Genomic DNA, 26,755 nt, shown 5'->3' with positions numbered 1-26,755 from the left:
CGGCGATGCACGCGATCGAGACCCGAGGACTGACGAAGGCGGTCGGCCCCGGACGACGGCTCTTCCATGACCTCTCCATGTCGGTTGGTCCAGGCGAGCTCGTCGCCGTCACAGGCGAGTCCGGCGTCGGCAAGTCGACCCTTCTCAACATCCTCGCCGGTCTCGACGATGCCGATGCGGGCGAGGTCCGCATCGAGGACACCGCGCTCGGTCCTCTGGACGAGACCGCGCGCACTCGACTGAGGCGAGAGCGGATTGGCTTCGTCTTCCAGGCCTTCCACATCCTCCCCTATCTCACGCTCGAGCAGAACGTCGCCCTTCCCCTCGCGCTCATCTCGCCGGACGGCGCCGCCGCCAGAGCGCACGCGCGTGAGATGCTGGACGACGTCGGGCTCGCCGAAAGGGGCGACGACTACGCCCGCGACCTGTCGGGCGGCGAGCTGCAACGCGTCGCGATCGCCCGCGCGCTCGTCCACCGCCCGGCGGTGATCCTCGCCGACGAGCCCACCGGCAACCTCGACCCCGACACCGCTGCCCGCGTGCTCGACCTGTTCGCACGCGCGGTTCGCTCGCGCAACGCGGCCGCCGTGATCGTGACCCATTCCTCGGCCACCGCCGCCGTGGCTGATCGCGTACTCCGGCTGACCGCGGACGGGCTGATCAATCAGGCACGGTCGGTGAATGGCTGAGACCGGCCTTCTTCGATCGCGTCTCGCGCTGGCGTGGCTGGTCCTTGGCGAATGGCGGTGGCATCCCGGCCGCTTCGTCGCCACCGCCCTGGCGATCGCCGTGGGCGTAGCGCTCGGCTTCGCCGTGCACCTCGTGAACGGCTCCGCACTGACCTCGTTCGAACAGGCCGTGACCGGTGTGAACGGCGCCGCCGACCTTCAGGTCCGCGCCCGCACGCCGCTGGGCTTCGACGAACGGCTCTATCCCCGGATCACCACCGCGTCCGGCGTGGGGGACGCGAGCCCCGTGATCAGCCTGTCCGCTCGGATAGGCCCCGGGCGGTTCACGCTGCTCGGCCTCGACGTCATACGAGCCGCGGCGGTCACCCCGAGCCTGGTAGGCACACGGCCGTCCGGCCCCGACGCACGAAGTGACGACGTCTTCGCCGAGGACGCTGTGTTCATGTCGCGAGCCGCCCTGAGGGCCACCGGCGTCAAGGTCGGTGACCGCGTCCCGGTCACCGCCAACGGCCGCACCGCCAATCTGCTCATCGCCGGAACGCTGCCCGGTGCTCCCGAAAGCCAGGCACTCGGCACGATCGACATCGCGGGGGCGCAGTGGCGGTTCGGAAGGCTCGGCCGGCTCGATCGGCTCGACCTGAAGCTGGACGATCGCGGCGTCGCGGAACGGACGCTTCCCGGCCTGCTCGGGGCCGATGCCACAATCGTCTCTGGTGAGAGCCAGGCCCGACAGGGCGATGCGCTCAGCCGGGCATATCGCGTCAACCTCGACATGCTCGCGCTCGTGGCGTTGCTGACCGGCGGTTTCCTGGTCTTCTCGGCACAGACGCTCTCCGTGGCGCGGCGGCTGCGCGCCTTCGCGCTCGTACGCACCCTCGGGCTGCCGCGCACCGGCATCATCGCCGCGGTGGCGCTGGAGGGCCTGGTCATCGGCATCGCGGGTGCGAGCCTCGGCCTGGCGGCCGGCTACGCCATGGCGGCGGCCGCGCTCCGGCTGTTCGGCGGTGATTTGGGCGGCGGCTACTTCGGCTCGGGAACGAAGGACGTCGTGTTCCAGCCGGTTGCGGCGGCGAGCTTCTTCGCGCTCGGTCTGGCCGCGGCTCTCCTGGGCAGCGTCCTGCCCGCGCATGCCGCCGCACGGGCCGCGCCGGCGGCGGCGCTCAGGAACGTCGGCGACGTGCTCGACCCCCGTACGCCGGTGCCTTGGCGTCCCGCGCTGCTGATGCTGCTCGTCGGCGGCGGAGCGGCGCTTCTGCCGCCCATCGGCGGACTGCCGGTGTTCGGCTTCGTCAGCATGGCGCTTCTCCTCGCCGGTGGCGTCGCGGGCGTGCCGTGGCTGGTCCGTCGGCTTCTCTCGCCATGGAGACGGCGGGAGATCGCTTCCGTGCCTCGGCTGCTCGCGATCCGCCACGTGCAGGGTGCGCCGGGTCAGGCGGCGATCGCGCTCTGCGGCATCGTCGCCTCCACCGCGCTGATGATCGCGATGGCGACGATGGTGACCAGCTTCCGGGGCGCCGTGGACGGCTGGCTGGGCCAAGTCCTCTCGGCGGACCTCTACCTGCGCGCGGAGAACGGCGACCTCGACCCCGAGGTCCAGCGTCGGATCGCCGCCACGCCAGGCGTACGGCGCGTCGCATTCAGTCGCCAACTGCCGCTGACGGTCGCGGCTGATCGACCACCGGTCAACTTGATCGCCCGTCCGGTCCGAGGCGATGACGGCGACCCGCTGCTCGTGCTGATCGACGAGGCGCCGGTTCCAGCGGGTGCGACTCCGGCTTGGGCGTCCGAACCGGCCGCACGTCTCTACGGCTGGACATCAGGCCGCACAGTGACGCTCCCAATCGGAGGACGAAGCGCCCGCTTCGTGGTCGCCGGGGTCTGGCGCGACTACGCCCGCCAGCAGGGCGCTCTTGTCATCCGCGACGCGGACTACGTCCGCCTGACCGGCGATCGCGGACGCGACGAGGCGGCGATCATCGTCGACGAGGGCGTCGATCCCACGACGGTGCGGCGCACCTTGGCGCCGACGCTGCCGGCCGCAGTCTCCGTGGCCGAGCCCGCGTCGCTCCGCCGCTTCGCGCTGCAGCTGTTCGATCGCAGCTTCGCGATCACATACGTACTTGAGGCCGTGGCGATCCTCGTCGGACTGGCCGGCGTGGCGGCGACGATGTCCGCGCAGACCATAGCACGATCGAAGGAGTTCGGCATGCTTCGCCACCTTGGACTGACGCGCGGGCAGGTGACTTCGATGCTGGCGAGCGAAGGCGCCCTCCTCGGATTGATCGGCGCCATCGCGGGCGCGCTGCTGGGCGCGGTCCTCGGCCAGGTGCTGATCCACGTCGTCAATCCGCAGTCCTTCAACTGGACCATGACGACCATCTGGCCGGTGGGCACGATCGCCGGAGTAACGGCCGCGCTGACTGGCGCTGCAGCGCTCACCGCGATGCTGGCCGGACGACGTGCCACCGCCGCGGATGCCGTCACGGCCGTGCGGGAGGACTGGTGATGCGCGTGCTCCTAGGCGCGGTCGCGGCGGCCGGATTGGCGGCGCCCTCCCCCTACCCCGCCGTGCGCCCCGGCATCCGGCTGTCCTTCCCTGCGGACCATGGCGCACACCCCGCCTTCCGCACCGAATGGTGGTACGTCACCGGCTGGCTAAAGGGTTCCGATGGGCGCGACGTCGGATTCCAGGTCACCTTCTTCCGCGTCAATCCGCATGCCGGAGCCGGCAACCCGAGCCGCTTCGCGCCCGGTCAGGTGATCTTCGCCCATGCCGCACTGTCGGATCCGCACGTGGGTCGGATCCTCCACGCCGAACGAGCGGCGCGCGCCGGCTTCGGCCTGGCCGGCGCCGCCGCCGGCGACGCGGACGTGCGTCTCAACGGCTGGACGTTTCGCCGCCTGGCCGACGGGCGTTTCGCCAGTCGCGTTGGCGGCCGCGGTTTCTCGCTCGACCTGACGTTCCGGCCGACCCAGCCGCCGCTGGCTCGGGGGCAGAGCGGATACAGCCGCAAGGGACCAAGGCCCGAGCAGGCGAGCTACTACTATTCCGTGCCCCATCTCTCCGTCGCTGGATCCGTGGTCAGAGCCGGCAAGCGCGAGAGGATGGTCGGCGAGGCTTGGCTGGATCGCGAGTGGTCGTCCGACTATCTCGCGCGCGACGCCGCCGGCTGGGACTGGACCGGCCTGAACCTCGACGACGGCGGCGCGCTGATGGCGTTCCGCATCCGTCGCAAGGGAGGCGGGGAAATCTGGGCCGGGGGCTCCTACCGCCGACCCGACGGGCGGACGACCCGCTTCGCACCGGACGACGTGGTCTTCACACCCACGGCGAGGTGGCGTTCGAAAAGGACCGGCGCCACGTACCCCGTGGCCCAGCTCCTGCGCGTGCGCCTGCCCGAGGGAGAGCGCTCTTTCCCGCTCCGCCCGGTCTTCCCCGATCAGGAGGTGGACGCCCGCGCCGCCGGTCAGCCGGTCTACTGGGAAGGTGCGGTACGGACCGCCGGCGGCAGAGGCTATCTCGAGCTGACCGGCTACGCGGAGGCGTTGCGCATGTAGAGCGCGACCTCGACGCGTCCCCCCGAGCATGATGCCGCTCGACCGTCGGCACGGTCACCGAGATCACGCATCGAGACCCACCGTTCGCGCCGTCACCAATTTCTTGGCAGCGGGCCGGACCGGCGATAACGAGGGCCCGAGGCACCGAACACTCCTGGGTACGACAGCATGCTGATCACCGTTCGCGAAAACAACGTCGATAAGGCCCTCAGGGCTTTGAAGAAGAAGCTGCAGCGCGAGGGCGTCTATCGCGAGATGAAGCTGCGCCGCCACTACGAGAAGCCTTCCGAGAAGCGGGCGCGGGAACGGGCGGCGGCGATCAGCCGGGCGCGCAAGGCCGACCGCAAGCGTATGGAACGCGACAGCTGATTGGAGCTCCGCCAGCGCATTCCGGATCGCAGCGCCCATGGCGGCGATCGGCAGCCGCGTGGACGAGACCGGCACCCTGATCCGTGACGGAGGCGCCTTCTACCTGCGTCGCGATGCGGGCGGCCGCTATCAACTGGAGCTCCAGCGCACCCCGGTGGACCTGGCGGAGAAGCGGGTGCTTCTGCGGGGCACGCTCGTCGCCCGCGACCTCGTCGTCGCCCGCGACCCCGTCGTCGCCGAGGGGGTCGCGCCGGCGTAGCGGCGGCCGCCCGGTCCCTCGGTCCGCCATCTCCACTCGCCCATCGTTCCCAGGGGGATCACCGGGCGGATACGCGCGGATGCACGAAGGGCCGCTCCATCGCTGGAGCGGCCCTTCCATTGCCAGCCGCTCACGGCCGGTTCGTTAAAGGCTGCGACCCGCCACGAGGTCGGCCGAGCCCTGACGATCCGCCTTCTGCGGCACGTGACAATGAGACATTCGACCACCTCCTTTCCGTTGTTGAACAGGAACCGCGATATGGGTCGTCTTCAAGAAACCGCAAGGATCGCAGATGGTTGACGCCAGAATGGCGATGCCCTTCGACAACAGCTTCGCACGGCTTCCCGACAGGTTCTTCGCGGCCGCGCGGCCCCTGAGGAGCCCTTCGCCGCAACTGATCGAGCTCAACGAGCGCCTCGCTTCCGATCTCGGCATCGACGCGGCCTGGCTGAGAAGCGCCGAAGGTCTGGACGTGCTCTCCGGCCACACCATCGCAGAGGGATCGGAGCCGATCGCCCAGGCCTACGCCGGTCACCAGTTCGGCAACTTCGTGCCGCAGCTTGGCGACGGGCGCGCCATTCTGCTCGGTGAGGTCATGGATGGCCAGGGCCGCCGACGGGACATTCAACTCAAGGGGGCCGGCCGCACGGCGTTCTCGCGCGGTGGCGACGGTCGGGCCGCGCTCGGTCCGGTGCTCCGCGAGTATCTCGTCAGCGAAACCATGGCGGCGCTGGGCGTGCCGACGACCCGGGCCCTCGCCGCCGTGACCACGGGCGAGCCGGTCGCCCGTGAGACCCTCCTCCCGGGCGCCATGCTGACGCGGGTCGCGTCGAGCCACATCCGGGTGGGTACGTTCCAGTACTTCGCCTCGCGCGGTGACGTCGAGGCGATCCGGGTGCTAGCGGATCATGTGATAGCTCGGCACCATCCGTCCGCTGCGGTTTCACAGAACCGCTACCGTTCGCTTCTGGATGCGGTGATCTCGGCACAGGCCGATCTCGTGGCCCGCTGGCTACTGGTCGGGTTCATCCACGGCGTCATGAACACTGACAACGTGTCGGTCGCCGGAGAGACGATCGACTACGGTCCCTGCGCCTTCATGGACGTCTACGATCCGTCGACGGTTTTCAGCTCGATCGATCGCGCGGGACGCTACGCCTACGGCAACCAGCCGCGCATTGCGCAGTGGAACCTCACGCGGTTCGCGGAGACGCTGCTGCCGCTGCTCGACGGCGGTCAGGAGGCGGCGATCGAACAGGCGCAGGACGCGCTCGCCGCCTTCGGCGACATCTTCGAGCGCGCCTACTTCGGCGGCCTGCGCCGGAAGGTCGGTCTCGCTATCGAGGAGGACGGCGACGTCGAGCTCATCAACTCCCTGCTGACCCGCATGACGGCGAACCAGGTCGACTTCACCCTGTTCTTCCGCGCGCTCGGACGGGCAGTCGAAGGCGATGACGAACCCGCCCGCGCGCTCTTCATCGATCCCACCGCCTTCGACGCCTGGGCAGATGACTGGCGCCTGCGTCTGGATCGCGAGCGGCAGGACGCAGGCGACCGCCGCGCCCACATGGACACCGTCAATCCCGCCCTCATCCCCCGAAACCATCAGGTCGAGGCGATGATCGCGGCCGCCGTCAGCGACGCCGACTTTGCGCCGTTCAGGCGCATGCTGGATGTGCTGTCGAGGCCCTACGACGAGCAGCTGACGGCCGAGGATCTGGCGCAGCCCCCCCTCCCCCACGAGCGTGTCGCAGCGACCTTCTGCGGCACCTGAACGGAGAGAACCGACCTAAGACCGATGAGCCGTTGCGGGCGTCCGTCCGGGGGCGTTGGATCAGACCTGCCGCATGCCGCCATCGACGCAGAGTTCGGCCCCCGTCACGAAGCCGGCCTCGTCGCTCAGGAGGAACAGGGCGGCGGCTGCGACCTCCTAGACGCGCGCCATGCGGCCGAGCGGGATGGGGGCGATGAGCGCTTGGCGCATCTCTTCGGACACCGCGGCCATCATGTCGGTGTCCGTCGGTCCCGGCGCGACGACGTTGACACGGATGCCACGGGGTGCGAGTTCGGCCGCCCAGCTGCGTGCGTAGGAGCGCAGCGCTCAGGAACGCCGTGCCTGCGCTAAGTCCGTGCTTATGATGCACGCACTCGACCCATACCCGGCCATTCGAGGCTGCCAGGTCGTTTCTCGCTTCCTGCCGTTCGTTCATCTCACAATGCATATTGCTCGCGGCAATGCTGGCTTCTTGAAACCGACCCGCCGCTGGAGGGCATCGCGACGCAATCGGGCTTTGGCGACGAACAGGAACTGCGGCGTGCACTGCGGTGGGCACCAGCCCCGTCGCGCGCCGGACAAGATTCTCGAACTGTTGATAGTCGGACGAGGAATGCCCCCCGGAGGCGGCGTCGGGCGCTCTGCCATCGGCCTCCCCGTTCCATATCGATGTTCTTGTCGTCACGCCTCCTCCGACGCATCACGTCGCAAGTTGCCCGGAAGAACCGCATGATCCCGACTATCACCGCTTTTGCGCAATCGCCCGACCGTGGCCAAGGACTGGCGCGAGACATGGCAGTCCGGTGGGCGCTTGAAGAAGTGGATCAGCCCTATGACGTGCGGCTCGTTTCCTTCGCGGCAATGAAGGAGCCGAGCCATATCGCGCTTCAGCCGTTTGGCCAGATTCCGACATACGAGGAGGGGACGCTCTCGCTGTTCGAGTCCGCTGCTATTGTGCTCCACGTTGCCGAGCCCCATCAGCTCCATCTGCCGCAGAATGCCAAAGGCCGTGCGCGGGCGATCGCATGGATGTTCGCCGCCAAGAGCACGGTCGAGCCGCCGATCGTCGAACGAAGCATGGCCTTGCTGCTCGAGGCAGATCGGCCGTGGCATGCCGAGCGCCTCACAATGCTAGATGAACGAGTGAGGACAAGGCTTGCCGATCTGTCCCGCTGGCTCACTGATCGCGATTGGCTGGAAAACGACTTTTGTGCGGCCGACATCGTGATGGTGACGGTGCTGCGCCGATTGAGCGGGTCAGCGCTTCTGGACGAGCAGCCGACGGTCGCTTCCTATGTCGCAAGAGGCGAAGCGCGACCCGCCTTTGGTCGCGCGTTCGATGCTCAGCGTGCGATATTCACCGGGAGCGCAGCCTAGCCGACGCACAAGCAGACGCAGTGCTCCATCGTCCCGCGATCTGCTTCCGGTTGCTCGTTCATCAGGCACATGGACTGGGTCCAAGGACGACCAAGCCATTATGGCTAAGCAATGCGCGAGCACGATCTCGCTGAACGCACGCATGGGTGCCAGCATCCCCGATCCTGTCGACGAGGGCGACCGCCGGAGTCCCCTCTCAAAAGCTGTGGCTTGCGGTAACAAGGAGCGTCCCTCGCCATCGCGGCGCGGTACGCTCCTCGTCCACCTCAGGGCCGCCACCTACCCAGTTCAGTCCGATCGAGGAGCGAGCGCCGATCCGGCGCGTGGCTCCAAGTTGCCAGTCGAATTCGAGGGGCCGGCCGTAGCGTTCGCTGCGGGGCGGGCGCAGTGCGCCGACGTGGCCGGTGAGCGACAGGCGCCTGCGTTCGACGAGCAGCGCGTCGACCTGGGCGTAAGTGGCCGCGTTGCCTGAACCGTCGTAATCGGGCGCATAGAAGATGTGGGATGACACCCGCCGCCCGATGACGCCGGCATAAAATTGTGCGAACCGATGCGCATATTCCACCGTCGCGTGGCGGTCATAGAGCCGATTGCTGACTCCGACGTCTAGCGACACCATCGGCGCGATCCGCCGCGCGAACCCTATGAATTCTACGGTTCGTAGTACCCGCACGCCGTCACCGCGAACCGGACCGATGCTCGCCGATGCTCCGCCGTAAAGGCCGCTGATGTCGTCGTAGGAGATGGCGAGCGTGCCGACCGGCAAATGGTCGCTCGTCGACGTGCCACGGAACCGATCGTCGCTCGCGACGGTCAGCGAGTAGCCGAGCTCGGCGTGGGCTGCAGGCGCGACCAGTCCAAAACACAGCAGGAAAGCCGCGCCGAAAGCCCGGCGATCAGCAGCCGCGCCCTTTCGCTCCCGCGCGCAGCAGCGTGCGACAGGCGTCCACCGTGCCGCCATCCGGGCGGGTCGAAACCAGGCCACGATCAGTCCGCCCGATTTGCCGGGCGAGCGCCAGGAGGCCGCTGACATGCGCGGCGGCATAGGAATTGCCGCTCACCAGATGCCATTGCCCCCCCGGTTCCGTCGTCGGCACATCGCGACCGGGGGCGTTGTAGACGCCCGGCTCGTTTCTCGACAATCCTTCCTGCGACACGCGAACGACGCCGGCCGCCGACGCGGGAAAGCCAGCGCCGGTGCGCGGATCGACAGAGGCCACGACGGCGGCGCCGCGCCGCCGCGCCGCGGCGATCAGCCGGGCGATCAGCTGGTCCTCGGGGCCGGTGACGCTGAGGTTGATGACTTGCGCCCCGTTCTCGACCGCAAAGACGAGAGCACGTGCCAAGCTGAGCGAATCGCAGACGGTCGCCGAGACGGTCTGCTGCCAGCAGGCGCGCAACGCCATCAAGTGTGCACCTGGAGCTATGCCGGCGATCCCAACGCCGTTGTCCGCATCCGCGGCGATGATCCCGGCAACCGCCGTGCCATGCGTTTCCGGTGCACCAGCCGCGGGCGCACCAACGAAGTCGCGCACCACCATGATCCGCCCGGTCAGATCGGGGTGGTGCGCATCTACCAAGCTGTCGATCACCGCGACCCTGATCCCGGCGCCGGTCGCCATTCGATGAAGGTCCGCAAGATGCCAGGCCTGTGCCGCGGGCTGTGCCGCAAAAAGGCGGTCGTTCGGCTGGCGCATATTGGCTGGTTCCGGATCACCACGCGCGACGAATTCGTTCAGAGGCTGCGACCAGGCGACGCCGGACAGGTGCGACAGCCGTTCGATCACGGCTGCCAGTGGTTCATCACCCGGCGCCGTCATGATGACGCAATCGATACCGAGCACCGGCATCGGCCAGGCGTCGCCGAGGGTCAGTCCTTGGTCGCGCGCGATCCGGGCGGCCAGACGTCGGCGCGCGCCCGCCGCGGCCGGATCGCCGTACCCGCCCGTCGCGCCGTAATCCGAACCGGGCCGATAATGTTCGGACGGCATGTCGAGCATCACCAATATACGACGATCGATGACGGTCGGATTCGCTGATTGCGGCTCGTCCGCTGTGAGGGGCGTAACCACCGCGGCCGGCGCAGGGTTTCGGCTCTGAGCAGCCCCGCTCTCTGGAACCGCAATCAGCGCCAACCATGTGAGAATGGCGGGCCGAAGGGTCATTCAGCCGCCCCCTCGCCGACCGGCTCGGCCATGGTCACCCCAGGCTGTGCGCGCAAGATCGCGAGCTGCGGGCCGGTCGCGCCGCCCGGCACGTTGAGCACATAGGCGCCGGCTGCGGTCGGGCCGTCGACGACACGCGCGTCCACACGGATCAACGCCCGCCGCAGTGCTGCCTCGCTCAGGTTTGGGCGGAACATGGCCAATGTGTTGCCCGGTCGCGTCCCAGTGGCTGGGGCTTCGCCGAGCGCTCGATACGGACCCTCGCGCTCCAGCGGTAGTGCGACGATCGTCCCGAGGACAAGCAGCGCCGCGAATTGCCCCCCCACGACCCAACGCAGGGTCGTTGCCTTCGACAGCGCGCGCAGCGGTGCACCTCGGCGTCGTGAGGAACGCGCCATTCTACGCGGCGGCAGCGGCGCGATCGTGATCGCCTCTTCGTGCTCCGCCTTATCGCCCTGAGAGTCGAGAAGCGCGTCCAGGGCAAACCAGCCGCCGTCGGCCGTGACGCCATCCGCTGCGATCGCGTCGACGAGCCGGCGTTCGACGACAAGATCGGCGCGACAGCGCTCGCATTGCGCCAGATGCCGCTCCACTATCGCCGCGTCATGCGAATCCAGCGTGCCGGCCGCGTGCCAGGGCAGCAGCAGCGCCACAGCATCGCATTGGTCCTTGGGCATCGCGATAACCTGTCCCACCGTGCGCTTTCCTCAATACCAATCACCGGGAGCACCCGGCAATACTGCGCGCAGGTTGCGCCGCGCGTGAAACATCCGCGTCTTCACCGTATCGGGCGGGCAGTCCATGATCTCTGCGATCTCCCGATATCCGAACTCCTGGAAGTACGTGAGTTCGACCACGGCTCGGTGTGCGGGCGACAGCGTCGCCAGAGCTTCCGCCAGACCTCGCTGAACCATCGCCGCCTCGGCACTTGCGCCAGGCCCCGCCGCGGCGTCGTCAACCGAATCCTGACGTTCGTCGTCAACCGGCTCGTCGAGCCTGCGCAAAGCTGCCAAGCCCTGCCGATACGCGATCCCGAACAGCCATGTCGAAAAGCGGCTGCGCCCGTCGAACCGGTCGAGCCGCCGCCACACGACCATCATCGTGTCGTTCAGCACCTCTTCCACCAGATGCGGGCGTCGCAGTAGCCGTAGCAGGAACCGGCTCAGACGACTGTGATACGACCGGTAGAGGGCCTCGAACGCCCGCCGGTCGCCCGCCTGAATCCGTTCGAGCAACTCTGCCTCACCGTGTGCCGTGACCTTCTCCCTGCTCGCCAAAATCGGCCTGCCTGCCTGTGTTGCCCCTGCGTATCCATGATGAGTGCCGTCCGATACGGAAATGGTTCATCGGCATAGGCAAATCAGCCGGCAATGGCTCACAACCCGCTGATACCTGCAAAAATTTCCTCACCGTTGAACCGGACGGACGCGGCGGGCCACTCAAGCCCTGCGACCGACGCAGGGATCGGCCGCGCGTAACACGGGGGATTTCATAGTGACTTATTGGAACACGGGCCGGCGCTGGGCCGCCGTCGCGGCGACGATGGTTGGGATGGCCGTGTCGGGAACGGCGCATGCCGCCACGTCGGAGGGCTGCACGGGAGGCGGGTTCGTCGTGAGTGGGTTCACCAACGGCGCGCAGATCGGCACAAACGGGCTCAAGACCACCGCGCAGCCGGCCGTCGTAGGGCAGACCCTGGTCGTGACGGGGCGTTTCAACAGTTTTGAGGTGAATGCCGCGAGCTTCGGAATCCGCAACTATGCCTTCACCGGCGCGGCCAGCGCGGAGGACATGACTGGCGGCCGACGGACGGTCATCTGGACGGAAAAGACACCCGATCACCGCGGCCTCTCGCTGACCGGGGCAGTGACGATCGAGATCGACGGCGACAGCATCGTGCTGACCCGCACCGGCCCGGGCCTTTCTATGCAGATCCAGGCAAAGGATTGCGCGGCGGGCGGCATCTTCCAGATGGAGGTCGAGCGCGCCGACAACAGCGCGACGCGCGTCACGCATGTGCTCGCGCCGGGCGTCTTCTACTACGACAATCCCAACTTCCGCGCGCGCGAAGGCGACGCCGTACCCTTCAAGGACACCAGTATCGCCGTCACCCCGCGTATCAACATCGGTTCCGATGCGGCACCGCGCCTAATCGCGCGCGACAGCGCCCAGGTCGCGACCCGCGTCAACGATCCGACCTGTTCCAACACCATCGCCACGCGCAGCGGCGGTGTCGGCATCGTGCGCCATTGCGGCATGGTATCGCGCTGGGACGTTTCGAGCGGTGGCCGCATGGGCTTCGTGACGGGCGAGGATGCGACCGAGGTAGCGCCCCCGCCGACCATCTGCACCCACAAGTGCCAGGCGCAGAACCAGGTGAAGGGGCAATCGACCGTCCTCGGCTTTCCGGCCATGGTGCCGGAACCGTCGCGTCTCAAACCGATGTTCCCCTGAACCAGCCATCGGGCGCTTCGGCACGAAACCGGGGCGCCCGTCGAACCCGCCCTCGAAAGACGTTTAATGCTTCGATACTTGCTCGTTCTTGCCGCACTCGCGTCGCTTGGGGCTTGTGATCGCGCCCCGGCAACGGCGCGGTCCGATGCGGTCGCGGTGATCGCCGGCAGCACGACGAAGCCCGCGGCGCGGATGATCGCCGCCCCTGCGACCGCTGCGCAGCCTGCGCCAATGCTTCCGCGGCCGGAGGCCCCGAGACAATTGTCCGTGGCTGAATCGGCCAACATCCATACCGCAGAGATGTGGTCGGAACCGCTCAAGCCCGAATAGTGCCCAACCGGTCATCCGCATAAAAAGCCGAGGACAAACGAACGATGCCACTTCGATCGATCGTGTTCACCACCATCCTCAGTCTCTCCCCGGTCGCCGCGCAGGTGCCGGAGGGACAGTCTCCCCATCGGATTGACATAGAACTGTCGAGTTTCCGGTTCCGGCCCGAGCGCATCGTATTGCATGCCGGTCAGCGGTATCTACTCCACCTCTCGAATGGCAGCAGCGGCAGCCATGATTTCACGGCTAAAGCATTCTTCGCCGCTGCCACGATCGACCCGCGGGACGCGGGCCGGATCGCTGCCGGCGGCGTAGCGCTGCGGCGCGGAGAGGTGGTGGATCTGCGCCTGACGGCGCCGGCCACCAGAAGCTACGAGGTCCATTGCAGCCATTTCCTACGTACGACCTTCGGCATGAAGGGCGAGATCGTCGTCGAATGAGGCGTGCCGCCATGGCCGCCATCGACAGGTCGGTAAATCTATCGTTGAGGATGAACCTTACTGCCGCTGCGGCACACTCACGCATGGATCGATCGCCTCGAGCTCGACGGGATCGATCCCGGGCAAGGCGACCGGCTTGCTCGGCCTTCGGACCAGGGAGCAAGACATGCGCACCATCATCTTCGCCGCCGCAGCATTGACCGCCACGTTCGCGGCGCCCGCCCAAGCTGCGACGGTTGTCGACGCAATCGGCGATTTCCTTCCCAGCTATACCGCCGGCCCGCGTCTCGCCGACCTTGACGTCGCAAGCTTCTCTGTAAATTACAGCAACGTCGGCCAATTCTTTACGCTGGGCGCGGTGCTCGCCGGCGACATCGATCCGACCACCGCGGGCATCTACGTCATCGGCGTCAACACGGGCACCGGAACGATCCGGCCATTCGCCTCGATCGGGCAGGGCAACGTCATCTTCAACCAGGCGATAACGCTCCGCAAAGACGGCACCGGTTCGATCGGCGCCACCGTCCTCGACCCGAACTTGATCAGCATTGCCGGCAACATCATCACCGCACGGATCGCGCTGTCGTTACTCCCCAGCACCGGTTTCACCCCGGAACAATATGGCTTCAACCTTTGGCCGCGGATCGGCACGGGCAACAATAATCAAATTACCGATTTCGCGCCCGAGAATGCGACACTGGCGGCGGGTGCCGTGCCCGAACCCGCCACTTGGGCCACTATGTTGCTGGGCATGCTGGTTGCCGGGCTGGTCCTCCGCCGCCGATCGCGTGCGCTAGAGATGCAGCCGGCGCAACATCTAAAGTAAAGGCGATCTCGGACCTCACGGGCGGCGAGAAGTCGCCCGCGAGCCGAGCATCGCAGAGCAGCGAATACTCCAGAAGCGGTCATTTATGAACGCCAAACAGGTTACTGGCTTCAGCGATTCACCCATCTTGGCACCACGCCCGACAGCAACACTGAACGACCGAGCGAAAGAATAGCCAGAAAATTTAGGATGTTCGTCGATAGGGCATTCGAAGGACGCCACGGCTTGAATTCAGGCCAATCTTGCAAAATGCCATAGGCGCAGGAGAAACCTGCTTCATCACCACATATTGGAACGGCCGTGGCCTCCGTTGAGGAACAGCGCATCAGCATCTCAAAGAAAAAGAGATTTTCTAATGGAACTTAGCTAGAGGTGACAATGCGAAATCGCAATCACCACCACCGGCGCGCGACGCAAGAGCTTGGCATGAAATGAACTTCAAAAGGAGCTGTCGCAGCTCTTCACGAGGTCATGTTTCGCTTTCATCTGGAAAAATGTCGTTTGCTGAGCGATGGAAAGGCATTATGCTCCGGGTGCACGATGGCGGCTGCATGCGGCGCTCATCACGCATTGTTAGCCGACGCTGAGAAGCACTCCCTTATCGAAATCGTGGAAGCGGCTGGAAGCGATGGCTAAGACCCAGTTGCGGTTACCAAGCGGCATCTTTCCCCTTTCCGGAAGCGACGCTTGTTCATCTTGGCATGTACGAAAAAGGTGCAGATGGTCTGTTTGCGCCGGATGGTCGATGATCTTCCCGTGTAGCCGATTTAACGTGGGGTTCTGACGCCTCGAACCTTGCGGGAAACGGCCGTTTGAACGTTGGTGTCAGAACCGCACGAGGCTGTTGAAAAACGGCTGCTTGCGACGGTGACGAGGGCGTGATTCACTCCTGCAAGGCGGCAGGGGATCACGGACATGATGGGTCGGCAGGTGGCACAGGGCGCGCTGTTCTACGGCTTCCAGCTCGATGAGAATGTGCCGGTTGATCACCTGCTCCGACGCATCGACGGCGTATTGGACTTCGGCTTCGTGCGCGAGGCGCTGGCGTCGAGCTACAGCGCGAGTGGGCGACCGTCGATCGATCCGGAGCTGATGCTTAGGATGCTGCTGGTTGGCTATCTGTTCGGCATCCGCTCGGAACGCCGCCTGTGCGACGAGGTGCACCTCAACCTCGCCTATCGTTGGTTCTGCCGGCTCGATCTGGCTGACCGAGTGCCCGACCATTCCACCTTCTCCAAGAACCGGCACGGCCGTTTCCGCGCCTGCGACCTACATCGTCTGCTATTCGAGCAGGTGGTCGCGCGGTGCGCCGCGGCCGGGCTGGTAACGGGGCGCGACTTGGCGGTGGACGGCAGCACGATCATGGCTGACGCCAGTCGGGAGCGGAGGTTGAAGGGCGCAGACGCCGCAGACGAACTCCGCGCCAAGGATACCGTATCGCGGCCCGTCGCCGAATACTTGGCAGCGCTCGATGCCGCGTTGCCGCCGGACCCCGACGAACCGGCGCCCGTCGATCCGACCAGCATCTCGCCGACCGACCCGCAGGCGGCACTCACCTGTAAGCACGGACCGGCGCGCTACGCATACGCCATCAACCCCCTGCTTGACCTCGACACCGACTGCATCCTCGACGTGGAGGCCACGCCCGCCCGCTTCGCAGCCGAAGTGGCGGCGACCCGGACGCTGGTGTCACGCGCCGGAACCAGGCTGGGCATCGAACCCGCCAGTCTCTCGGCCGACAAGGCGTATGGTAGCGGTCCACTGCTCGGCTGGTTGATCGACCGGAACATCACGCCATACATCCCGGTCATCGACCGAACCCGCCAGCGGGACGCCTTCTTCACTCGGGATGCCTTCCGCTACGACCGGAAGGCTGATTCCTACCGCTGTCCGGCGGACAAGTTGCTCGGCTATTGCGGCACCAACCGGACCAAGCAGGTGCGCGTCTACCGAAGCCGGCCGGCCGATTGCGCCGCCTGCGAGCTGAAGCCGCAATGCACCTCCAGTCCAAAGCGGGGCGTCACCCGGCTCATCAGCGAGGAAGCCCGCGATACCGTGCGTGCCCTTGCCGGCACCGACGCCTATGTGCACGCACGGCGTCGAAGACAGCGGATCGAGCGCGTGTTCGGCCACCTGAAACGCAACCTGGGGCTACGAACGCTCAAGCTGCGGGGCCTGTCAGGAGCCGCCGAGGAGTTCACCATGGCCGCCGCGGCATACAACCTTCAGCTGCTCGCCCGGCAGGCCGGGCCGGCCTGATACGCGGCGTATCCTCCGGTGACCGGCGTCACCAGCCATCCGTCAAGCCGTTTTCGCGCAGGCCTTTTTCAACAGCCTCGCACGGTTGTGACACCGACGACTGTCGAACACAATGGCCATTGTGGAGGCTGTTACTAGCGAGCCCCGGTTCTCAATTAGTCGAGCCGATCGTCATCGCGCCGTGCTTCCGCTTTGCTTCCGGCTCGACGTGAATGGAGATGATGCTGTCTGGGTGGTCAACCTTCAGTGCCGCTTCGATCCGATCGCAGATGGCATGCGAGGCATCGACGGTCATCGATCCGGGCACGATCAAGTGGAAGTCTATGAACGTCATACGGCCAGCATGCCGGGAGCGAAGGTCATGTGCCTCCAGCGCCCCGGCCATATGCGCATTGATCGTTGCTTCTACGACCGCCAGGTCCTCCGGCGGCAGTGCCGTATCCATCAAACCTCCGACGCTTTCCTTGATGAGTTGCCAACCGGCCCACAGGATGTTGAGCGCCACCAGCGCAGCAAGAATGGGGTCGAGTATCTCCCAACCGGTAAGTGCCACCAACAGCACGCCGGCAATGACACCGCCGGAGGCGTAGACGTCGGTCAGCAAGTGCTTGCCGTCCGCCACCAGTGCTGGTGATCGACGCTGCCGCCCGGTGCGGATGAGCAGCCAGCTTCACAGGCCATTCAATGCGGAGGCACCCGCACTCACCGCCAGTCCCAGCGCAGGGGCTTGCAACGGATGCGGATCGCGGAACGCGCCATACGCCTCGCGTAGGATTGCGAGCGAAGCGACAAGGATCAGCACACCTTCCAGAACCGCCGAAAAATATTCCGCCTTCGAGTGACCGTAGGGATGATCAGCATCAGCAGGCCTCATGCTGATTCGTATTGCGAAGAACGCGGCCACGGCCGTTACGACGTTGATGATGCTCTCGATCGCATCCGAGTAGAGCGCAACGCTGCCAGTCAGAGCGTAAGCGAGGTATTTAAGACCGAGAACGATCAGACTGATGAGGATGCTTCCAGCTGCCAGCTTGAGGATGTTCGTTGGCTTTGTCGCTGCCTCACCCGCCACTGGCGCTTGCTTATGCCCATCGCCGCCCCTTGCACGGCCATCGTTTCGCATCTCTGCCACGGTTATATGCCCTCTCTTACGCCGCGCCGGACAGATGCTGGAACAGGATCGAACCGCCGATCGCGACGAGGACGAAACCACCCAGGATACCGGCGTAGCGGCCGAGATACGGGCCGACATGACGGCCGAGGATCATGCCGCTCGTCGCGACTATGGTCGTGATCCCGCCGATCACCGCGCAGGCGATCCACAGGTTGACGTCCATGAGCGCGAGCGACACCCCGACGGCCGCGGCGTCGATGCTGGTCGCGATGGCGGTCGCCGCCAGACGCCAGAACCCTGGACGCAACGGTCCTTCCGCAGCGGCCACGTCGTCGTGCTGGACCGCCTCGCGGATCATGTACGCACCGACCGCCAGCAGAAGACCGAAGGCCACCCAATGGTCGTAGCTCGCGATCCAGTCGTTCAGCAGATAGCCCAGAAGATAGCCGATCGCGGGCGTCAGAGCCTCGAAGAAGCCGAAGACGATGCCGACGCGCATCGCGTCCGACCACCCGCTGCGCTGCTCGGTTGCGCCCTTGCCGAGCGATGCGGCGAACGCGTCGACGGACAGGCTGGCGCCGAGCGCGCCGAGCGTGAGGATACCGGTCATTGAACGTTTCTCGAAGGCCTGATGAACAACGACGAGCCCACCTCCGGCCACGTAGAGGCGACACGTCGTTGGTCTTGCCGGGCAAGCCAAACGGCTTGCTGTCCACGCCACGACGGCAATCCAAGGACGCCGGCGATCATGTTGACGAGGACCCCGCACAGCGGGTGGCTACTCCCCAAGGAACGGGGCGGCATCTAGCGGGACGGGGTAATCAGATCAATCCCATCCGATTGCATGACGCAAAAAATAATCATAGGGGGTATCCCTATGTCACAACTTACTGGAACCAACGCCGATCTCGTCGCGCGCGTTCGCCGCATCGCGGGGCAAGTGAACGCCGTCGAACGCGAGCTCACCGCCGACGCCTCCTGCACGAAGGTATTGCACCTCGTCGCAGCCGTCCGCGGGGCGGTGAATGGCCTGATGGACGAGATTATCGCCGAGCATCTGGAGGCGCATGTCGCGCGTGCCGGGCTGACCGACGCGGAACGCGCCGAGGGCGCCGACGAACTGCTGGCGGTGATCCGCCGCTACGCGAAGTAGCGCGACCGATGACGCTGGCCGGACGAACGGAGCGATGAAGTCGCCGTGCGTCGAATTGTGCGGCTTCGATGGTCGCAGCGGCTGGTGCCGGGGGTGCGGCCGGTCGCGTGACGAAGTGCGGCGCTGGCGCAATCTGCGCCCCGGTGATGTGCGCCGAGTGCTCGACGAATTGCCGCGCCGACTGACGAAACTGGCGCAGACGGGCGCGCCGGCTCGGGGAAGTAAATCGTGATTTATCTGGCTCTCAAGGCGGCGATCTCGGGCATCCTCATCGCCGCCGCTTCCGAACTAGCGAAGCGCTACCACGGTTTCGGCGCGCTGATCGCGTCGCTGCCGCTCGTATCGGTGCTGGGGATGATCTGGTTGTGGAACGCGAAGCCCGATGCGGAGAACATGGCCGCGCATTCTGCCGCGACCTTCTGGTACGTCCTGCCGTCGCTGCCGATGTTCCTCGCGATTCCTGCGATGCTGCGCCACGGCCTGCCTTTCTGGCTCGCGCTAACGCTGGGATGCCTGCTGGCGATCGCGCTCTACACCGCAATGACGAGGCGATCGCGACAGCGCCCCTCTAGCCAGCAGGTCTGCCTTTGCTAGCCTCGGCGCATGGATCTTGTTTTCGGCTGGCGCAGCGCAACCTTGCTGACCGCGGCAGCGGTACTGGTGCCGTTAGCCTTCGCGCTGCTCGTCACACTTCGGAACCGGCTGGCCAATCGGACGCTCGCCCTGCTGATCCTGGTTTTGATCGGCGTCTTCACGCCTTGGTTGATCGGCTTCGCCGGCTTCTACGATCGCTGGCGCTGGCTCACCTTCCTGCCGGTCGCCGTGCCGTTGCTCGTTCCAGCCGTGCTGCGCTTCTACGTGACCGCGCTGACCACGGGCGCGCTGCCGCCTCGATGGCGTTGGATGCTGCTTCCGGGTTTAGTCGAGTTCGCGTTCCAGGCGGTAAGCTTCTGCCTGCCACTTGCCGCCAAGGATCGCTGGGCGACGGCCGCGCTGCCGATCGCAGGGCCGCTGTTCGCTTTCGCGCTGGTGGCGAGCTTCGGGTGGCACGTCACCGCCTCCCTCCGCCTTCTTCGCCGCTACCGACTGTCCCTGAACAACGCGATTAGCGACGAAGGGCGCTTCGCTGCCCGGTGGCTAGCCACCGCGCTGGTCACGTTCGCCTTCCTGTGGAGCGTCTGGGGCGTGGTCCTCCTTTGGGACTGGTTGTGGCCGCTCGGCTATACCGGGCTCATGTGGCTGTACCTGCTGATCGCCGCGGTCGCGCTGTTCCTGGCGATCGAAGGCTGGCGGCACGCGACGGACCCCTTCCCGACGCTCGCGATGCTGGAAGCCGCCGGGCAGCCGACCAAGGCCGCTCGGGATTGGTCGACCCAGGGACGCCTGTGGGCGGATCAGGTCGCGGAGGCGGGGTGGGTGCGCGATCCGGATTTGGACATCACCGGCCTTGCCCGTCGGCTCGGTACCAACAGCGGTTATCTGTCACGTGCGCTCAACGAGGGGCTGGGGGTGAACTTCTCGACGTTCGTCAACGATCTGCGATGCCGCTTCGTGGTCGAGGCGATGGAAGCGGGCAGCTCGCAGGATGTGCTCGCCTTGGCGCTCGATGCGGGCTTCGCCTCCAAGGCGAGCTTCAACCGCGCCTTCCGCGCCGCGACGGGCATGACCCCATCGGCCTACCGGGCACGCGTCTCAAAAGCCGAAAAGGTGAGGCCTTCATCGGCAACGAGACGACACACGGACCGGCCGCCCCCCACAAGCGGGGCATGAATCGACGCATCCTGCTCGCCGGCATCGTCGCGATGCCGCTCCTCGCCCGTCCCGCCCGCGTTTTTGCAGAGCGCCCGGCCGCACCGGCGGCCGACGACGTCGCCGTGCTGCGTGCCGCGATGTCGATACACCCCGGCCTATACCGGTATCTTACGCCCCACGACGTTGAACGTGCGTTCGCCGCCTTCGAGCACGACTATCTTGCGGGGATGCAAAGGGGCTCCCTCGATGTTTGCTATCTGGCTCTGTCGCGTTTCCTGACGGCGCTGCGCTGCGGCCACAGCTACCCGAACTTCTTCAACCAGACCGATCCCACGGTGAAGGCGCTGTTCGACCGTCCCACCCGCCTGCCGTTCGACTTCGAGTGGCTAGGCAGCGAGATGGTCGTCACGGCCGATCACAGCGACACGGGTGCGCTGCCGCGCGGCACCCGGATTACCGCGGTGAACGGCGGCTCGACGGCTCGGATGCTCGAACGGCTCATGCCGTTTACGCGCGCGGACGGTCACAATGATGGCAAGCGGCGCTCGCTGCTCGGCGTGCGCGGTGCCGAGGACATCGAATATTTCGATGTCTTCCAAGGATTGTTGATGCCGCCTGCCGGCGGCGTCCACCATATCGCCGCCACCCGGCCCGACGGGCGCGAGACGCAGGTGGAAGTGCCCGCGATCGGGCTTGCCGCTCGCCAGGCCACGATGACCCGCGTGCGCGAGACGAGCGACTCGGCACGATGGTCGTATGCCGTTCGAGCCGACGGCGTCGCCGTGCTCGACATGCCCGGCTGGGCGATGTGGAACAGCAAGTGGGACTGGCGGAGCTGGCTGTCCGATCGCTTGGACGATGCCGCCCACACGCGCGGGCTGATCATCGACCTGCGTCGCAACGAGGGAGGCGACGACTGCGGCGACCCGATCCTGGCGCGGCTGATCGATCGCGATCTCGCAGGCTGGCCTTTCACGCCCAAGGTGCGTTTTCGCGAGGTGCCTGCATCGCTCGCGCCGCTCGTGACCACCTGGGACGATCGTTTCCGCCGTCTGGGCGTTGGCGGGGAAGACCTGGGCGACGGGTGGTTCGCCCTGCCGAAGCGCGAAGCGCTCGCACCCATTCGTCCGGATACCAAGAGACTGCGCGTGCCCGTCGCTGCCTTGATTGGTCCCGCCAACAGCTCGGCAACGTTCGGCTTCGTTAACGCCGCGCGGAACAGTGGTCGTATCCGCCTGTTCGGCGAACCTACCGGCGGCAATCGACGCGGCATCAATGGTGGCGGCTTCTTCTTCACCAAGCTGCCTGGGAGCGCGATAGAGTTCGATCTTCCGCTGATCGGCTACTTTCCCGATAAGCCGCAACCCGACGCCGGCATTGCGCCCGATGTTTCCATCCCGACGACCGCGGCGGCGATAGCCGCAGGCGCCGATCCGGCGCTGGAAGCCGCCGCCGTATGGGCGCTGGACACAAGGGAAAACTAGACGTGCGCTGGCGCCGGGGCAGCGTGGTTAGCCTTCGACGAGGAGAGACTGTGGAACTGAAAGACCCAATTCCGGGCGTTAAGCGATCACCAGACGCTGACCGAAACCGGTCACTCGTTCATGCCAACAATGCGCGATCGCACTGTTCGGCCGTAACGACGCGAGCCAGCCGATCCGCCCCGCAACCCGCCCGTCCGTTAGACCAGTACAGTCTGATGATATCCCACTTCGACGTTTGCTCTTGAGCAGGCTGGAGTCCGACGCTCATCAAGGTACTCTGTCGCCTGAAACCGAAGGGCCGCCAACGGCAAGCCCGCCTCGGTAAGGGGGGATGCAGCGACAATGACGGGCGGACTTCAAGCGTTGAGCCGAAAGAGCCAAGCGATGAAATTTAGTGTCGCGGTGGCAGCGCTCTTGGCCGTATCGGCGACCGCGCCGCAATCGGTCCATCCGACCGCGGCAGACTTAAGAGAGGTGCGCGAAAGCAGTCCCAACCTTCGAACCTATCCGGAGGACGCATCCGCCGATTGGGAGACGGACTTGCGTGAGCGGCTGGCCCGCGGCGCGCCTGACGTCGCCGCGGCGGCGTTGGCGACGCGGTTCGAAGTCGACCCGGCGGTGATGCGACGGCTAGTCGAACTGTGGATCGTCGCACACGCGCGTCAATATGCGCCGGGCCAGGATCATGCGAGCTGGAAGAGGCCGGCAGGAGCGGAGCTGCGCACGATGGCGCCCGTCCTAAGCCGCTCGAGGCTGGGCGTCGGCGTGCTAGCGGAGACGCTGGATGCGATCGAAGAGTGCCAGGCCGACGACTTCGAAGCGCTGGTAGCAGCTGCTCCGGATCGCGCGGCGGAAGCCTACCACGTCGCGGCTGCGGCGACGTGCAACGGCAACTGGGTGCGCGCCGTGCTCGCCGCCCCCGATCGCGCACTGCCGGCATTGGTACGGCTGTCTCACTACGGTGGACTGTCGCTGGGGGACAGCATCGCGGTGTATGCTTGGCTTACCAGCCCCGCCGCCCTGGCGCGCGTGCGCGAGGCCAATCGACCAATGGTCGCAGCGTTGCTTTCGCAGCGTTACCTCTCGGTGCTGTTCAAGGCGGGAATGGCAAGCCGCGCCCTGGCAGTGCTCGATGCGATGGCGCCCGACCTGCGCGCGGCGGTGCTGTCTCCGAAGGGCATCACTGCCCGGCCGGTGGTAATGGACGGTGTCGAGTTGATGTTCGGCAGCGAGGCGAATCAATCACCGCCGCCCGCTGTTATACCCACGGAAGCGCCGATCTACGCGGTAGCGGAGGCGCTGACCGAAGCGGGACGTACGACCGAGGCTCGCCGCTTGCTGCAGACCTTGCCTGGGCTGGACGGTGCGCGGGCTGCGGCGGCGTGCATCTATCGTTCGACTGGCAAACAGCCGGCCTGTCCGAAGTCGGGGAATAGAGACCTGCCCACCGGGGCGCTCGTGCTCGATCACCTGCTGAACGACCCAGAAGGCGACCCCTACCCGGTGGCCGAAGCGGCGCTTTCGGGCGGCTACGTCGGTGAGCCGTCGCCGAGCGCGGCAATCGTTTGCCGTGTCTACCCAGCCGCTGACTACCCCGGCCTGTGCAAACAGGCGGAACTCAGCGGACCGAACAACCTCGACGAGCAGTTCACTTCTGGCGACACGGCCGACATGCGCGTACTCGAGAGCAAGGCCCTCGTCGCCGCTGTTCCCGGCTTCGCGGCCGCTAGGGCTGCGCTGCAGCGGGATGCCCCGCCAGTTCATTCCCCTGCGTCCACCCTGCGCGCAACGATCATCGCTGAACCGCCGCCGTTCGCCGAACGTTCGATCACCGCCGCCGATCATACCCCCGCCACGGCCGCGGCCGCGGTGGCACTGGCACCGCTGCCGCCGGGTTTTCAGCTCGTCCGCGCCGAGCAGCAGGGCTCCCGAGCGGTCGCGATCAGCGTATCGCAGGCACTCGATCCGACCGGCGAGGTGTCGCGCGGAGGGTATTGGGTTCATCTATCGGCTGACGGTGGGCGCCATTGGGCGCGGCCGATGTACACCGGTCTCGCCGAGCGCTTCCCCTATGTGGTTGAAGAACGAGCATCTGCGCCGCTGCTGGTCGACGAAACACTTCAACTTGCGGTCAGCGTTGCGGAGATCGACACCGCAAGCATCACCTATCCGCCCGTGGCTTTACGCACACGACGGCGGGCGCACGGTCTCTTGCTGACAATTCCGCTCATCGCCATGGCCCGCGACAGCGACGGCGATGGCATCTCCGATGTTGCAGCCCACCATCTGCTGCTCGACCGGCCCGCGCCTGAACGGCCGTTCCGGGTCGGTAGCGATGCTTCGGCTCCGTGCGGGCCGACGACGGCGGCAACGATGGCGCGCATAGCGCTGCTGCAGCGCTTGGTGGACCCGAGCGGGAAGGCAATAGTAGAGCCAGTCGACCGACCGCCAGCCATGATCGTCGGCAAGGTGACGCGGGCGAGCACACCGGACGACCAGCCGCTGTTCCTCCTCGGAAACCCCGCAGATTTCGGATGCCTGCGCGCGGCAAGACCGATCCTGGTCTACCGCCACGAGCAGATCGCGGCCATCACGCGGATGACGCCCGACTTCCACGCCTTCGAGCTGCCGCCGATCGTGTTCAACCGCACCGGAGATCGCGGTTTCGCGCGTTGGTCCACAGGTTGGGCGGGAGGTACCTACCGGCTGCGCTTGGTAAACCGACGTTGGGTGTTTGATTCGATCAACAGCTGGATAACGTGATCCAGTAGCGGTCATTCATCTCGAAGGTGCCGCTTCCCGGTTTCTGCCGTTCGTTCACCGTGCAAGAGGCGCCTCTTCCACCGCGCATTCAAATGACCGAACGTCTGGCACTGGGGGGGGGAAGCGGAACGGCCGCTATTGGCAAAGACGGGTCGCAATAGCAGACGCCGGTCCGATCGCGGCCGTTTCCTAACAGCACGGTTGAACGAGAAAGGCAGCGCTTGGCTGGCCGACCCGAGCAGCCTGATCAAGAAGGGGCGAATAGCCTGGCCAACCCCCTAGCCGGTGCTGTCAAAGCAATTGCACATGGCTGCTTGAAGGCGAGCCGCTTCACCGTTTGGCTACTAATCAGCAGGCAAACGACGACTGATCTCGGGAAATACCAAGCTGGTTCGCGGCACTGACAGCAGGGTCCGTATAACACTGACCACCAATGTCGCCAGCCTACAGGCCTTTTGGGGCGGGCCGGCACGTTGCTCCGACAGGACCATGTCAAACCATCCAGCGTGCCTGGCTAAACAGACGGAACAGCGGATTACATGGCTCTCCCGCTTTCGCTGATCCCGCCGCGCTTGATCAGCAGTGATCTAGAAACGCCAATGCCTACGCCGCACGAGCATGCAGCGTCCTTACGAGGCTGACGTCCGGCCCAAGCGTCACCGGCAACATACGGAGCGTTTGGAGCAGCGCTAAGGGATTAGCGCCCGCGCTTCGCCGTCTGAACCGGAACCACGTCCCGGTCCTGTTTCCGCGTCGCGCGACGACAGGACAGTACGACCCATCTTCCAGTCCGCCGGACGACCCGAACCTGCCAGCGGCGCCGTGTCGCCAGAAGGAACGCATGCTGCAGCCGCCCGGCGTGCTGCGCGAAATCGGGGTAGTCGACCCGGTGGTGCGCCAGCACGAGCACGCCCCCGGGGCGAAGCGCGGCGGCAAGATCACGCGCGGTCCGCGCCATGTCTCGTCCGCGCAGATAGTAAAGCACTTCCGCCACGACGGCGACATCATATCGTGGTCGAGGCCATCGACCGGGAACGGCGAGGGTAAGGGCCCGGGCGCGCGGGTTATTTCCGAGCGCCTTGGCGACGAGGGCGGTGCCGGTCACCGTCGCCTCGGTGGCATCGAGCCTGAGCGCACGCGGAGCGATGGCGGCGCTGTTCGAACCGTTACCGGCCGCGACCTCCAGCACGCGGCCCGAAGGCCCCGGTCCGATCGCGTGCAGAATGGCACAACGCTTCACCGCCTCGTCCCGGTTCGAGAAGGTCGACCACGGATCTGCATCGCTGGCGAACTTGCGGTCGAACCCTGCCAGGGTGATCGGCCTCACCGGCGCTGCTCGACGAACGTTTCGTAGGGGCGCGTGAAGGCCGTGATCTGCGCGGGCGTCATCGCAAAGCCATGCGGATCGTCGGCGATCAGCCCGGACTGCGTTCGATAGCGGCGCACCGCATGGCGCTTGGCCAGCCGCTCCTGCGCCGTCAGGGACACGACCCGCGCCCCGGCGGGCCGCTGGCCAGCGGGCCAGACGGGATAGGCGAGCATGCGGAGGCCCGGTCGGCGCAAGGCCGCAACACAGGCTGCCACCGTGCGATGATCGGGATGATCGTCGTGTCCTGTGGGCAGCACGACCAGCGCCGGACGACTATGGCCGATCGCCTTGGCGAGGCCGCGTCGCGCCGCGGCGGTGCGGATGTGGAGGCGCCCGTCGGGCAGCCCGAGAAACGCCACCGCGCCGGCTGCCACGCCGATCCGTCGAAGCACGCCCCGGCTTTCGCGCTGCCGTTCCGCCACCAGCCGTCGGCGCGGCCACCGCTCGCTCGCCGGGTGCGAAGCAGCGCCATCGGTCACTACGACGACGCGCACGGACACGCCGCGCCGCCGCAGCCGCTGTATCAGCGTATAGGCACCGATCGCCTCGTCATCCGGATGGGGTGCGACGACCAGAAGCCGGCGCGGCGCGCCGAGGTGCAGCCTCATCACCTCATGTCC

The 26,755-nt window shown here is 66.4% G+C and carries 24 protein-coding genes and 2 pseudogenes; 17 read left to right on the top strand and 9 right to left on the bottom strand.

From position 1 onward, the window contains the following. The first annotated feature begins 5 nt into the window (after positions 1 to 5). The 6 genes from RF701_RS02225 (at position 6) to RF701_RS02200 (ending at position 6,649) form a co-directional block, all read left to right on the top strand. Positions 6 to 689 carry an ABC transporter ATP-binding protein gene (locus RF701_RS02225; RefSeq protein WP_308813950.1) on the top strand — a complete coding sequence of 228 codons (684 nt, stop codon included), beginning with the start codon at positions 6 to 8 and terminating at the stop codon, positions 687 to 689. Next, positions 682 to 3,195, top strand: coding sequence for an FtsX-like permease family protein (locus tag RF701_RS02220; protein WP_308813949.1), 2,514 nt, complete (start codon positions 682 to 684; stop codon positions 3,193 to 3,195). The genes RF701_RS02225 and RF701_RS02220 overlap by 8 nt, the downstream gene beginning before the upstream one ends. Beyond that, positions 3,195 to 4,247 carry a lipocalin-like domain-containing protein gene (locus RF701_RS02215; protein ID WP_308813948.1) on the top strand — a complete coding sequence of 351 codons (1,053 nt, stop codon included), beginning with the start codon at positions 3,195 to 3,197 and terminating at the stop codon, positions 4,245 to 4,247. The genes RF701_RS02220 and RF701_RS02215 overlap by 1 nt, the downstream gene beginning before the upstream one ends. Before the next feature lie 168 nt (positions 4,248 to 4,415). After that, complete coding sequence (rpsU, locus tag RF701_RS02210; RefSeq protein ID WP_308813947.1) at positions 4,416 to 4,616, top strand: 30S ribosomal protein S21; 201 nt, start codon at positions 4,416 to 4,418, stop codon at positions 4,614 to 4,616. 37 nt (positions 4,617 to 4,653) lie between these two features. Then, positions 4,654 to 4,875, top strand: a complete 222-nt coding sequence (locus tag RF701_RS02205; RefSeq protein WP_308813946.1) for a DUF5818 domain-containing protein — start codon at positions 4,654 to 4,656, stop codon at positions 4,873 to 4,875. A 292-nt stretch (positions 4,876 to 5,167) separates the two neighbouring features. Further along, the gene (locus RF701_RS02200; RefSeq protein WP_308813945.1) at positions 5,168 to 6,649 is read left to right on the top strand and encodes a protein adenylyltransferase SelO family protein; all 1,482 of its coding nucleotides are present in this window, start codon (positions 5,168 to 5,170) and stop codon (positions 6,647 to 6,649) included. A gap of 60 nt (positions 6,650 to 6,709) precedes the next feature. On the opposite strand, the pseudogene RF701_RS02195 reads toward RF701_RS02200, so the two are convergent. Continuing rightward, positions 6,710 to 6,973, bottom strand: a pseudogene (locus tag RF701_RS02195) (SDR family oxidoreductase). A gap of 405 nt (positions 6,974 to 7,378) precedes the next feature. Here RF701_RS02195 and RF701_RS02190 point away from each other — a divergent pair. After that, positions 7,379 to 8,026 (top strand): glutathione S-transferase family protein, encoded by a 648-nt coding sequence (locus RF701_RS02190; RefSeq protein WP_308813944.1) that lies wholly within the window; start codon positions 7,379 to 7,381, stop codon positions 8,024 to 8,026. A gap of 196 nt (positions 8,027 to 8,222) precedes the next feature. On the opposite strand, the gene RF701_RS02185 is transcribed toward RF701_RS02190, so the two are convergent. Genes RF701_RS02185 through RF701_RS02170 form a run of 4 tightly spaced genes read right to left on the bottom strand, consistent with a single transcriptional unit; the run spans position 8,223 to position 11,426 of the window. Next, positions 8,223 to 8,987: a TorF family putative porin gene (locus RF701_RS02185; protein WP_308813943.1), complete on the bottom strand. Its 765-nt coding sequence runs from the start codon at positions 8,985 to 8,987 to the stop codon at positions 8,223 to 8,225. Next, complete coding sequence (locus RF701_RS02180) at positions 8,923 to 10,191, bottom strand: S8 family serine peptidase (protein ID WP_308813942.1); 1,269 nt, start codon at positions 10,189 to 10,191, stop codon at positions 8,923 to 8,925. The genes RF701_RS02185 and RF701_RS02180 overlap by 65 nt, the downstream gene beginning before the upstream one ends. Continuing rightward, entirely contained in the window at positions 10,188 to 10,844 is a 657-nt protein-coding gene (locus RF701_RS02175; RefSeq protein WP_308813941.1) for a zf-HC2 domain-containing protein, read from the bottom strand. Before RF701_RS02175 ends, RF701_RS02180 begins: the two co-directional genes overlap by 4 nt. 54 nt (positions 10,845 to 10,898) lie before the next feature. Continuing rightward, a complete protein-coding gene (locus RF701_RS02170; protein WP_308813940.1) occupies positions 10,899 to 11,426 on the bottom strand; it encodes a sigma-70 family RNA polymerase sigma factor in 528 nt (175 codons plus the stop codon). A 259-nt stretch (positions 11,427 to 11,685) separates the two neighbouring features. Between RF701_RS02170 and RF701_RS02165 the strand changes: the two genes are divergently transcribed. From RF701_RS02165 to RF701_RS02150, 4 genes are all read left to right on the top strand, one after another. After that, positions 11,686 to 12,645 (top strand): hypothetical protein, encoded by a 960-nt coding sequence (locus RF701_RS02165; protein WP_308813939.1) that lies wholly within the window; start codon positions 11,686 to 11,688, stop codon positions 12,643 to 12,645. 392 nt (positions 12,646 to 13,037) lie between these two features. Beyond that, entirely contained in the window at positions 13,038 to 13,415 is a 378-nt protein-coding gene (locus RF701_RS02160; protein ID WP_308813938.1) for a copper-binding protein, read from the top strand. A 166-nt stretch (positions 13,416 to 13,581) separates the two neighbouring features. Then, a complete protein-coding gene (locus RF701_RS02155; RefSeq protein ID WP_308813937.1) occupies positions 13,582 to 14,241 on the top strand; it encodes a PEP-CTERM sorting domain-containing protein in 660 nt (219 codons plus the stop codon). A 915-nt stretch (positions 14,242 to 15,156) separates the two neighbouring features. Then, positions 15,157 to 16,500 carry an IS1182 family transposase gene (locus RF701_RS02150; RefSeq protein ID WP_308813936.1) on the top strand — a complete coding sequence of 448 codons (1,344 nt, stop codon included), beginning with the start codon at positions 15,157 to 15,159 and terminating at the stop codon, positions 16,498 to 16,500. Positions 16,501 to 16,651: 151 nt separating this feature from the next. On the opposite strand, the pseudogene RF701_RS02145 reads toward RF701_RS02150, so the two are convergent. Further along, positions 16,652 to 17,623, bottom strand: a pseudogene (locus RF701_RS02145) (cation diffusion facilitator family transporter). A 25-nt stretch (positions 17,624 to 17,648) separates the two neighbouring features. Continuing rightward, on the bottom strand, positions 17,649 to 18,224 hold the full coding sequence (locus RF701_RS02140) for a manganese efflux pump MntP family protein (protein WP_308813935.1): 576 nt from the start codon (positions 18,222 to 18,224) through the stop codon (positions 17,649 to 17,651). A 267-nt stretch (positions 18,225 to 18,491) separates the two neighbouring features. Between RF701_RS02140 and RF701_RS02135 the strand changes: the two genes are divergently transcribed. The 6 genes from RF701_RS02135 to RF701_RS02110 all read left to right on the top strand — a co-directional run bounded on the left by RF701_RS02135 (position 18,492) and on the right by RF701_RS02110 (position 24,766). Then, positions 18,492 to 18,767 (top strand): metal/formaldehyde-sensitive transcriptional repressor, encoded by a 276-nt coding sequence (locus RF701_RS02135; RefSeq protein WP_308813934.1) that lies wholly within the window; start codon positions 18,492 to 18,494, stop codon positions 18,765 to 18,767. 34 nt (positions 18,768 to 18,801) lie between these two features. Next, positions 18,802 to 18,999 (top strand): DUF1289 domain-containing protein, encoded by a 198-nt coding sequence (locus tag RF701_RS02130; RefSeq protein WP_308813933.1) that lies wholly within the window; start codon positions 18,802 to 18,804, stop codon positions 18,997 to 18,999. Further along, the gene (locus RF701_RS02125; protein ID WP_308813932.1) at positions 18,996 to 19,361 is read left to right on the top strand and encodes a DUF3147 family protein; all 366 of its coding nucleotides are present in this window, start codon (positions 18,996 to 18,998) and stop codon (positions 19,359 to 19,361) included. The genes RF701_RS02130 and RF701_RS02125 overlap by 4 nt, the downstream gene beginning before the upstream one ends. A 9-nt stretch (positions 19,362 to 19,370) precedes the next feature. Beyond that, positions 19,371 to 20,537, top strand: a complete 1,167-nt coding sequence (locus RF701_RS02120; protein ID WP_308813931.1) for a helix-turn-helix domain-containing protein — start codon at positions 19,371 to 19,373, stop codon at positions 20,535 to 20,537. Then, a complete protein-coding gene (locus RF701_RS02115; protein WP_308813930.1) occupies positions 20,534 to 22,003 on the top strand; it encodes a S41 family peptidase in 1,470 nt (489 codons plus the stop codon). Before RF701_RS02120 ends, RF701_RS02115 begins: the two co-directional genes overlap by 4 nt. Before the next feature lie 384 nt (positions 22,004 to 22,387). Next, complete coding sequence (locus RF701_RS02110) at positions 22,388 to 24,766, top strand: hypothetical protein (RefSeq protein ID WP_308813929.1); 2,379 nt, start codon at positions 22,388 to 22,390, stop codon at positions 24,764 to 24,766. 697 nt (positions 24,767 to 25,463) lie between these two features. Here RF701_RS02110 and RF701_RS02105 read toward each other — a convergent pair. Together RF701_RS02105 and RF701_RS02100 are read right to left on the bottom strand one after the other, a co-directional pair. Then, positions 25,464 to 26,093, bottom strand: a complete 630-nt coding sequence (locus RF701_RS02105; protein ID WP_308813928.1) for a methyltransferase domain-containing protein — start codon at positions 26,091 to 26,093, stop codon at positions 25,464 to 25,466. After that, positions 26,090 to 26,743, bottom strand: coding sequence for a PIG-L family deacetylase (locus RF701_RS02100; RefSeq protein WP_308813927.1), 654 nt, complete (start codon positions 26,741 to 26,743; stop codon positions 26,090 to 26,092). The genes RF701_RS02105 and RF701_RS02100 overlap by 4 nt, the downstream gene beginning before the upstream one ends. Positions 26,744 to 26,755: the final 12 nt, after the last annotated feature.

It is taken from the genome of Sphingomonas sp. GV3 (assembly GCF_031082075.1).
Classification (GTDB): Bacteria; Pseudomonadota; Alphaproteobacteria; order Sphingomonadales; family Sphingomonadaceae; genus Sphingomonas; species Sphingomonas beigongshangi.
This window is presented reverse-complemented; position numbering and strand designations above follow the sequence as displayed.

Excerpts from the sequence above, each read along its gene's own strand:
- RF701_RS02225 (WP_308813950.1), top strand. The coding sequence starts at position 6 with ATGCACGCGATCGAGACCCGAGGACTGACGAAGGCGGTCGGCCCCGGA.
- RF701_RS02220 (WP_308813949.1), top strand. The coding sequence starts at position 682 with ATGGCTGAGACCGGCCTTCTTCGATCGCGTCTCGCGCTGGCGTGGCTG.
- RF701_RS02215 (WP_308813948.1), top strand. The coding sequence starts at position 3,195 with ATGCGCGTGCTCCTAGGCGCGGTCGCGGCGGCCGGATTGGCGGCGCCC.
- rpsU (WP_308813947.1), top strand. The coding sequence starts at position 4,416 with ATGCTGATCACCGTTCGCGAAAACAACGTCGATAAGGCCCTCAGGGCT.
- RF701_RS02205 (WP_308813946.1), top strand. The coding sequence starts at position 4,654 with ATGGCGGCGATCGGCAGCCGCGTGGACGAGACCGGCACCCTGATCCGT.
- RF701_RS02200 (WP_308813945.1), top strand. The coding sequence starts at position 5,168 with ATGGTTGACGCCAGAATGGCGATGCCCTTCGACAACAGCTTCGCACGG.
- RF701_RS02190 (WP_308813944.1), top strand. The coding sequence starts at position 7,379 with ATGATCCCGACTATCACCGCTTTTGCGCAATCGCCCGACCGTGGCCAA.
- RF701_RS02185 (WP_308813943.1), bottom strand. The coding sequence starts at position 8,987 with ATGGCGGCACGGTGGACGCCTGTCGCACGCTGCTGCGCGCGGGAGCGA.
- RF701_RS02180 (WP_308813942.1), bottom strand. The coding sequence starts at position 10,191 with ATGACCCTTCGGCCCGCCATTCTCACATGGTTGGCGCTGATTGCGGTT.
- RF701_RS02155 (WP_308813937.1), top strand. The coding sequence starts at position 13,582 with ATGCGCACCATCATCTTCGCCGCCGCAGCATTGACCGCCACGTTCGCG.
- RF701_RS02150 (WP_308813936.1), top strand. The coding sequence starts at position 15,157 with ATGATGGGTCGGCAGGTGGCACAGGGCGCGCTGTTCTACGGCTTCCAG.
- RF701_RS02140 (WP_308813935.1), bottom strand. The coding sequence starts at position 18,224 with ATGACCGGTATCCTCACGCTCGGCGCGCTCGGCGCCAGCCTGTCCGTC.
- RF701_RS02135 (WP_308813934.1), top strand. The coding sequence starts at position 18,492 with ATGTCACAACTTACTGGAACCAACGCCGATCTCGTCGCGCGCGTTCGC.
- RF701_RS02130 (WP_308813933.1), top strand. The coding sequence starts at position 18,802 with ATGAAGTCGCCGTGCGTCGAATTGTGCGGCTTCGATGGTCGCAGCGGC.
- RF701_RS02120 (WP_308813931.1), top strand. The coding sequence starts at position 19,371 with ATGGATCTTGTTTTCGGCTGGCGCAGCGCAACCTTGCTGACCGCGGCA.
- RF701_RS02115 (WP_308813930.1), top strand. The coding sequence starts at position 20,534 with ATGAATCGACGCATCCTGCTCGCCGGCATCGTCGCGATGCCGCTCCTC.
- RF701_RS02110 (WP_308813929.1), top strand. The coding sequence starts at position 22,388 with ATGAAATTTAGTGTCGCGGTGGCAGCGCTCTTGGCCGTATCGGCGACC.
- RF701_RS02100 (WP_308813927.1), bottom strand. The coding sequence starts at position 26,743 with ATGAGGCTGCACCTCGGCGCGCCGCGCCGGCTTCTGGTCGTCGCACCC.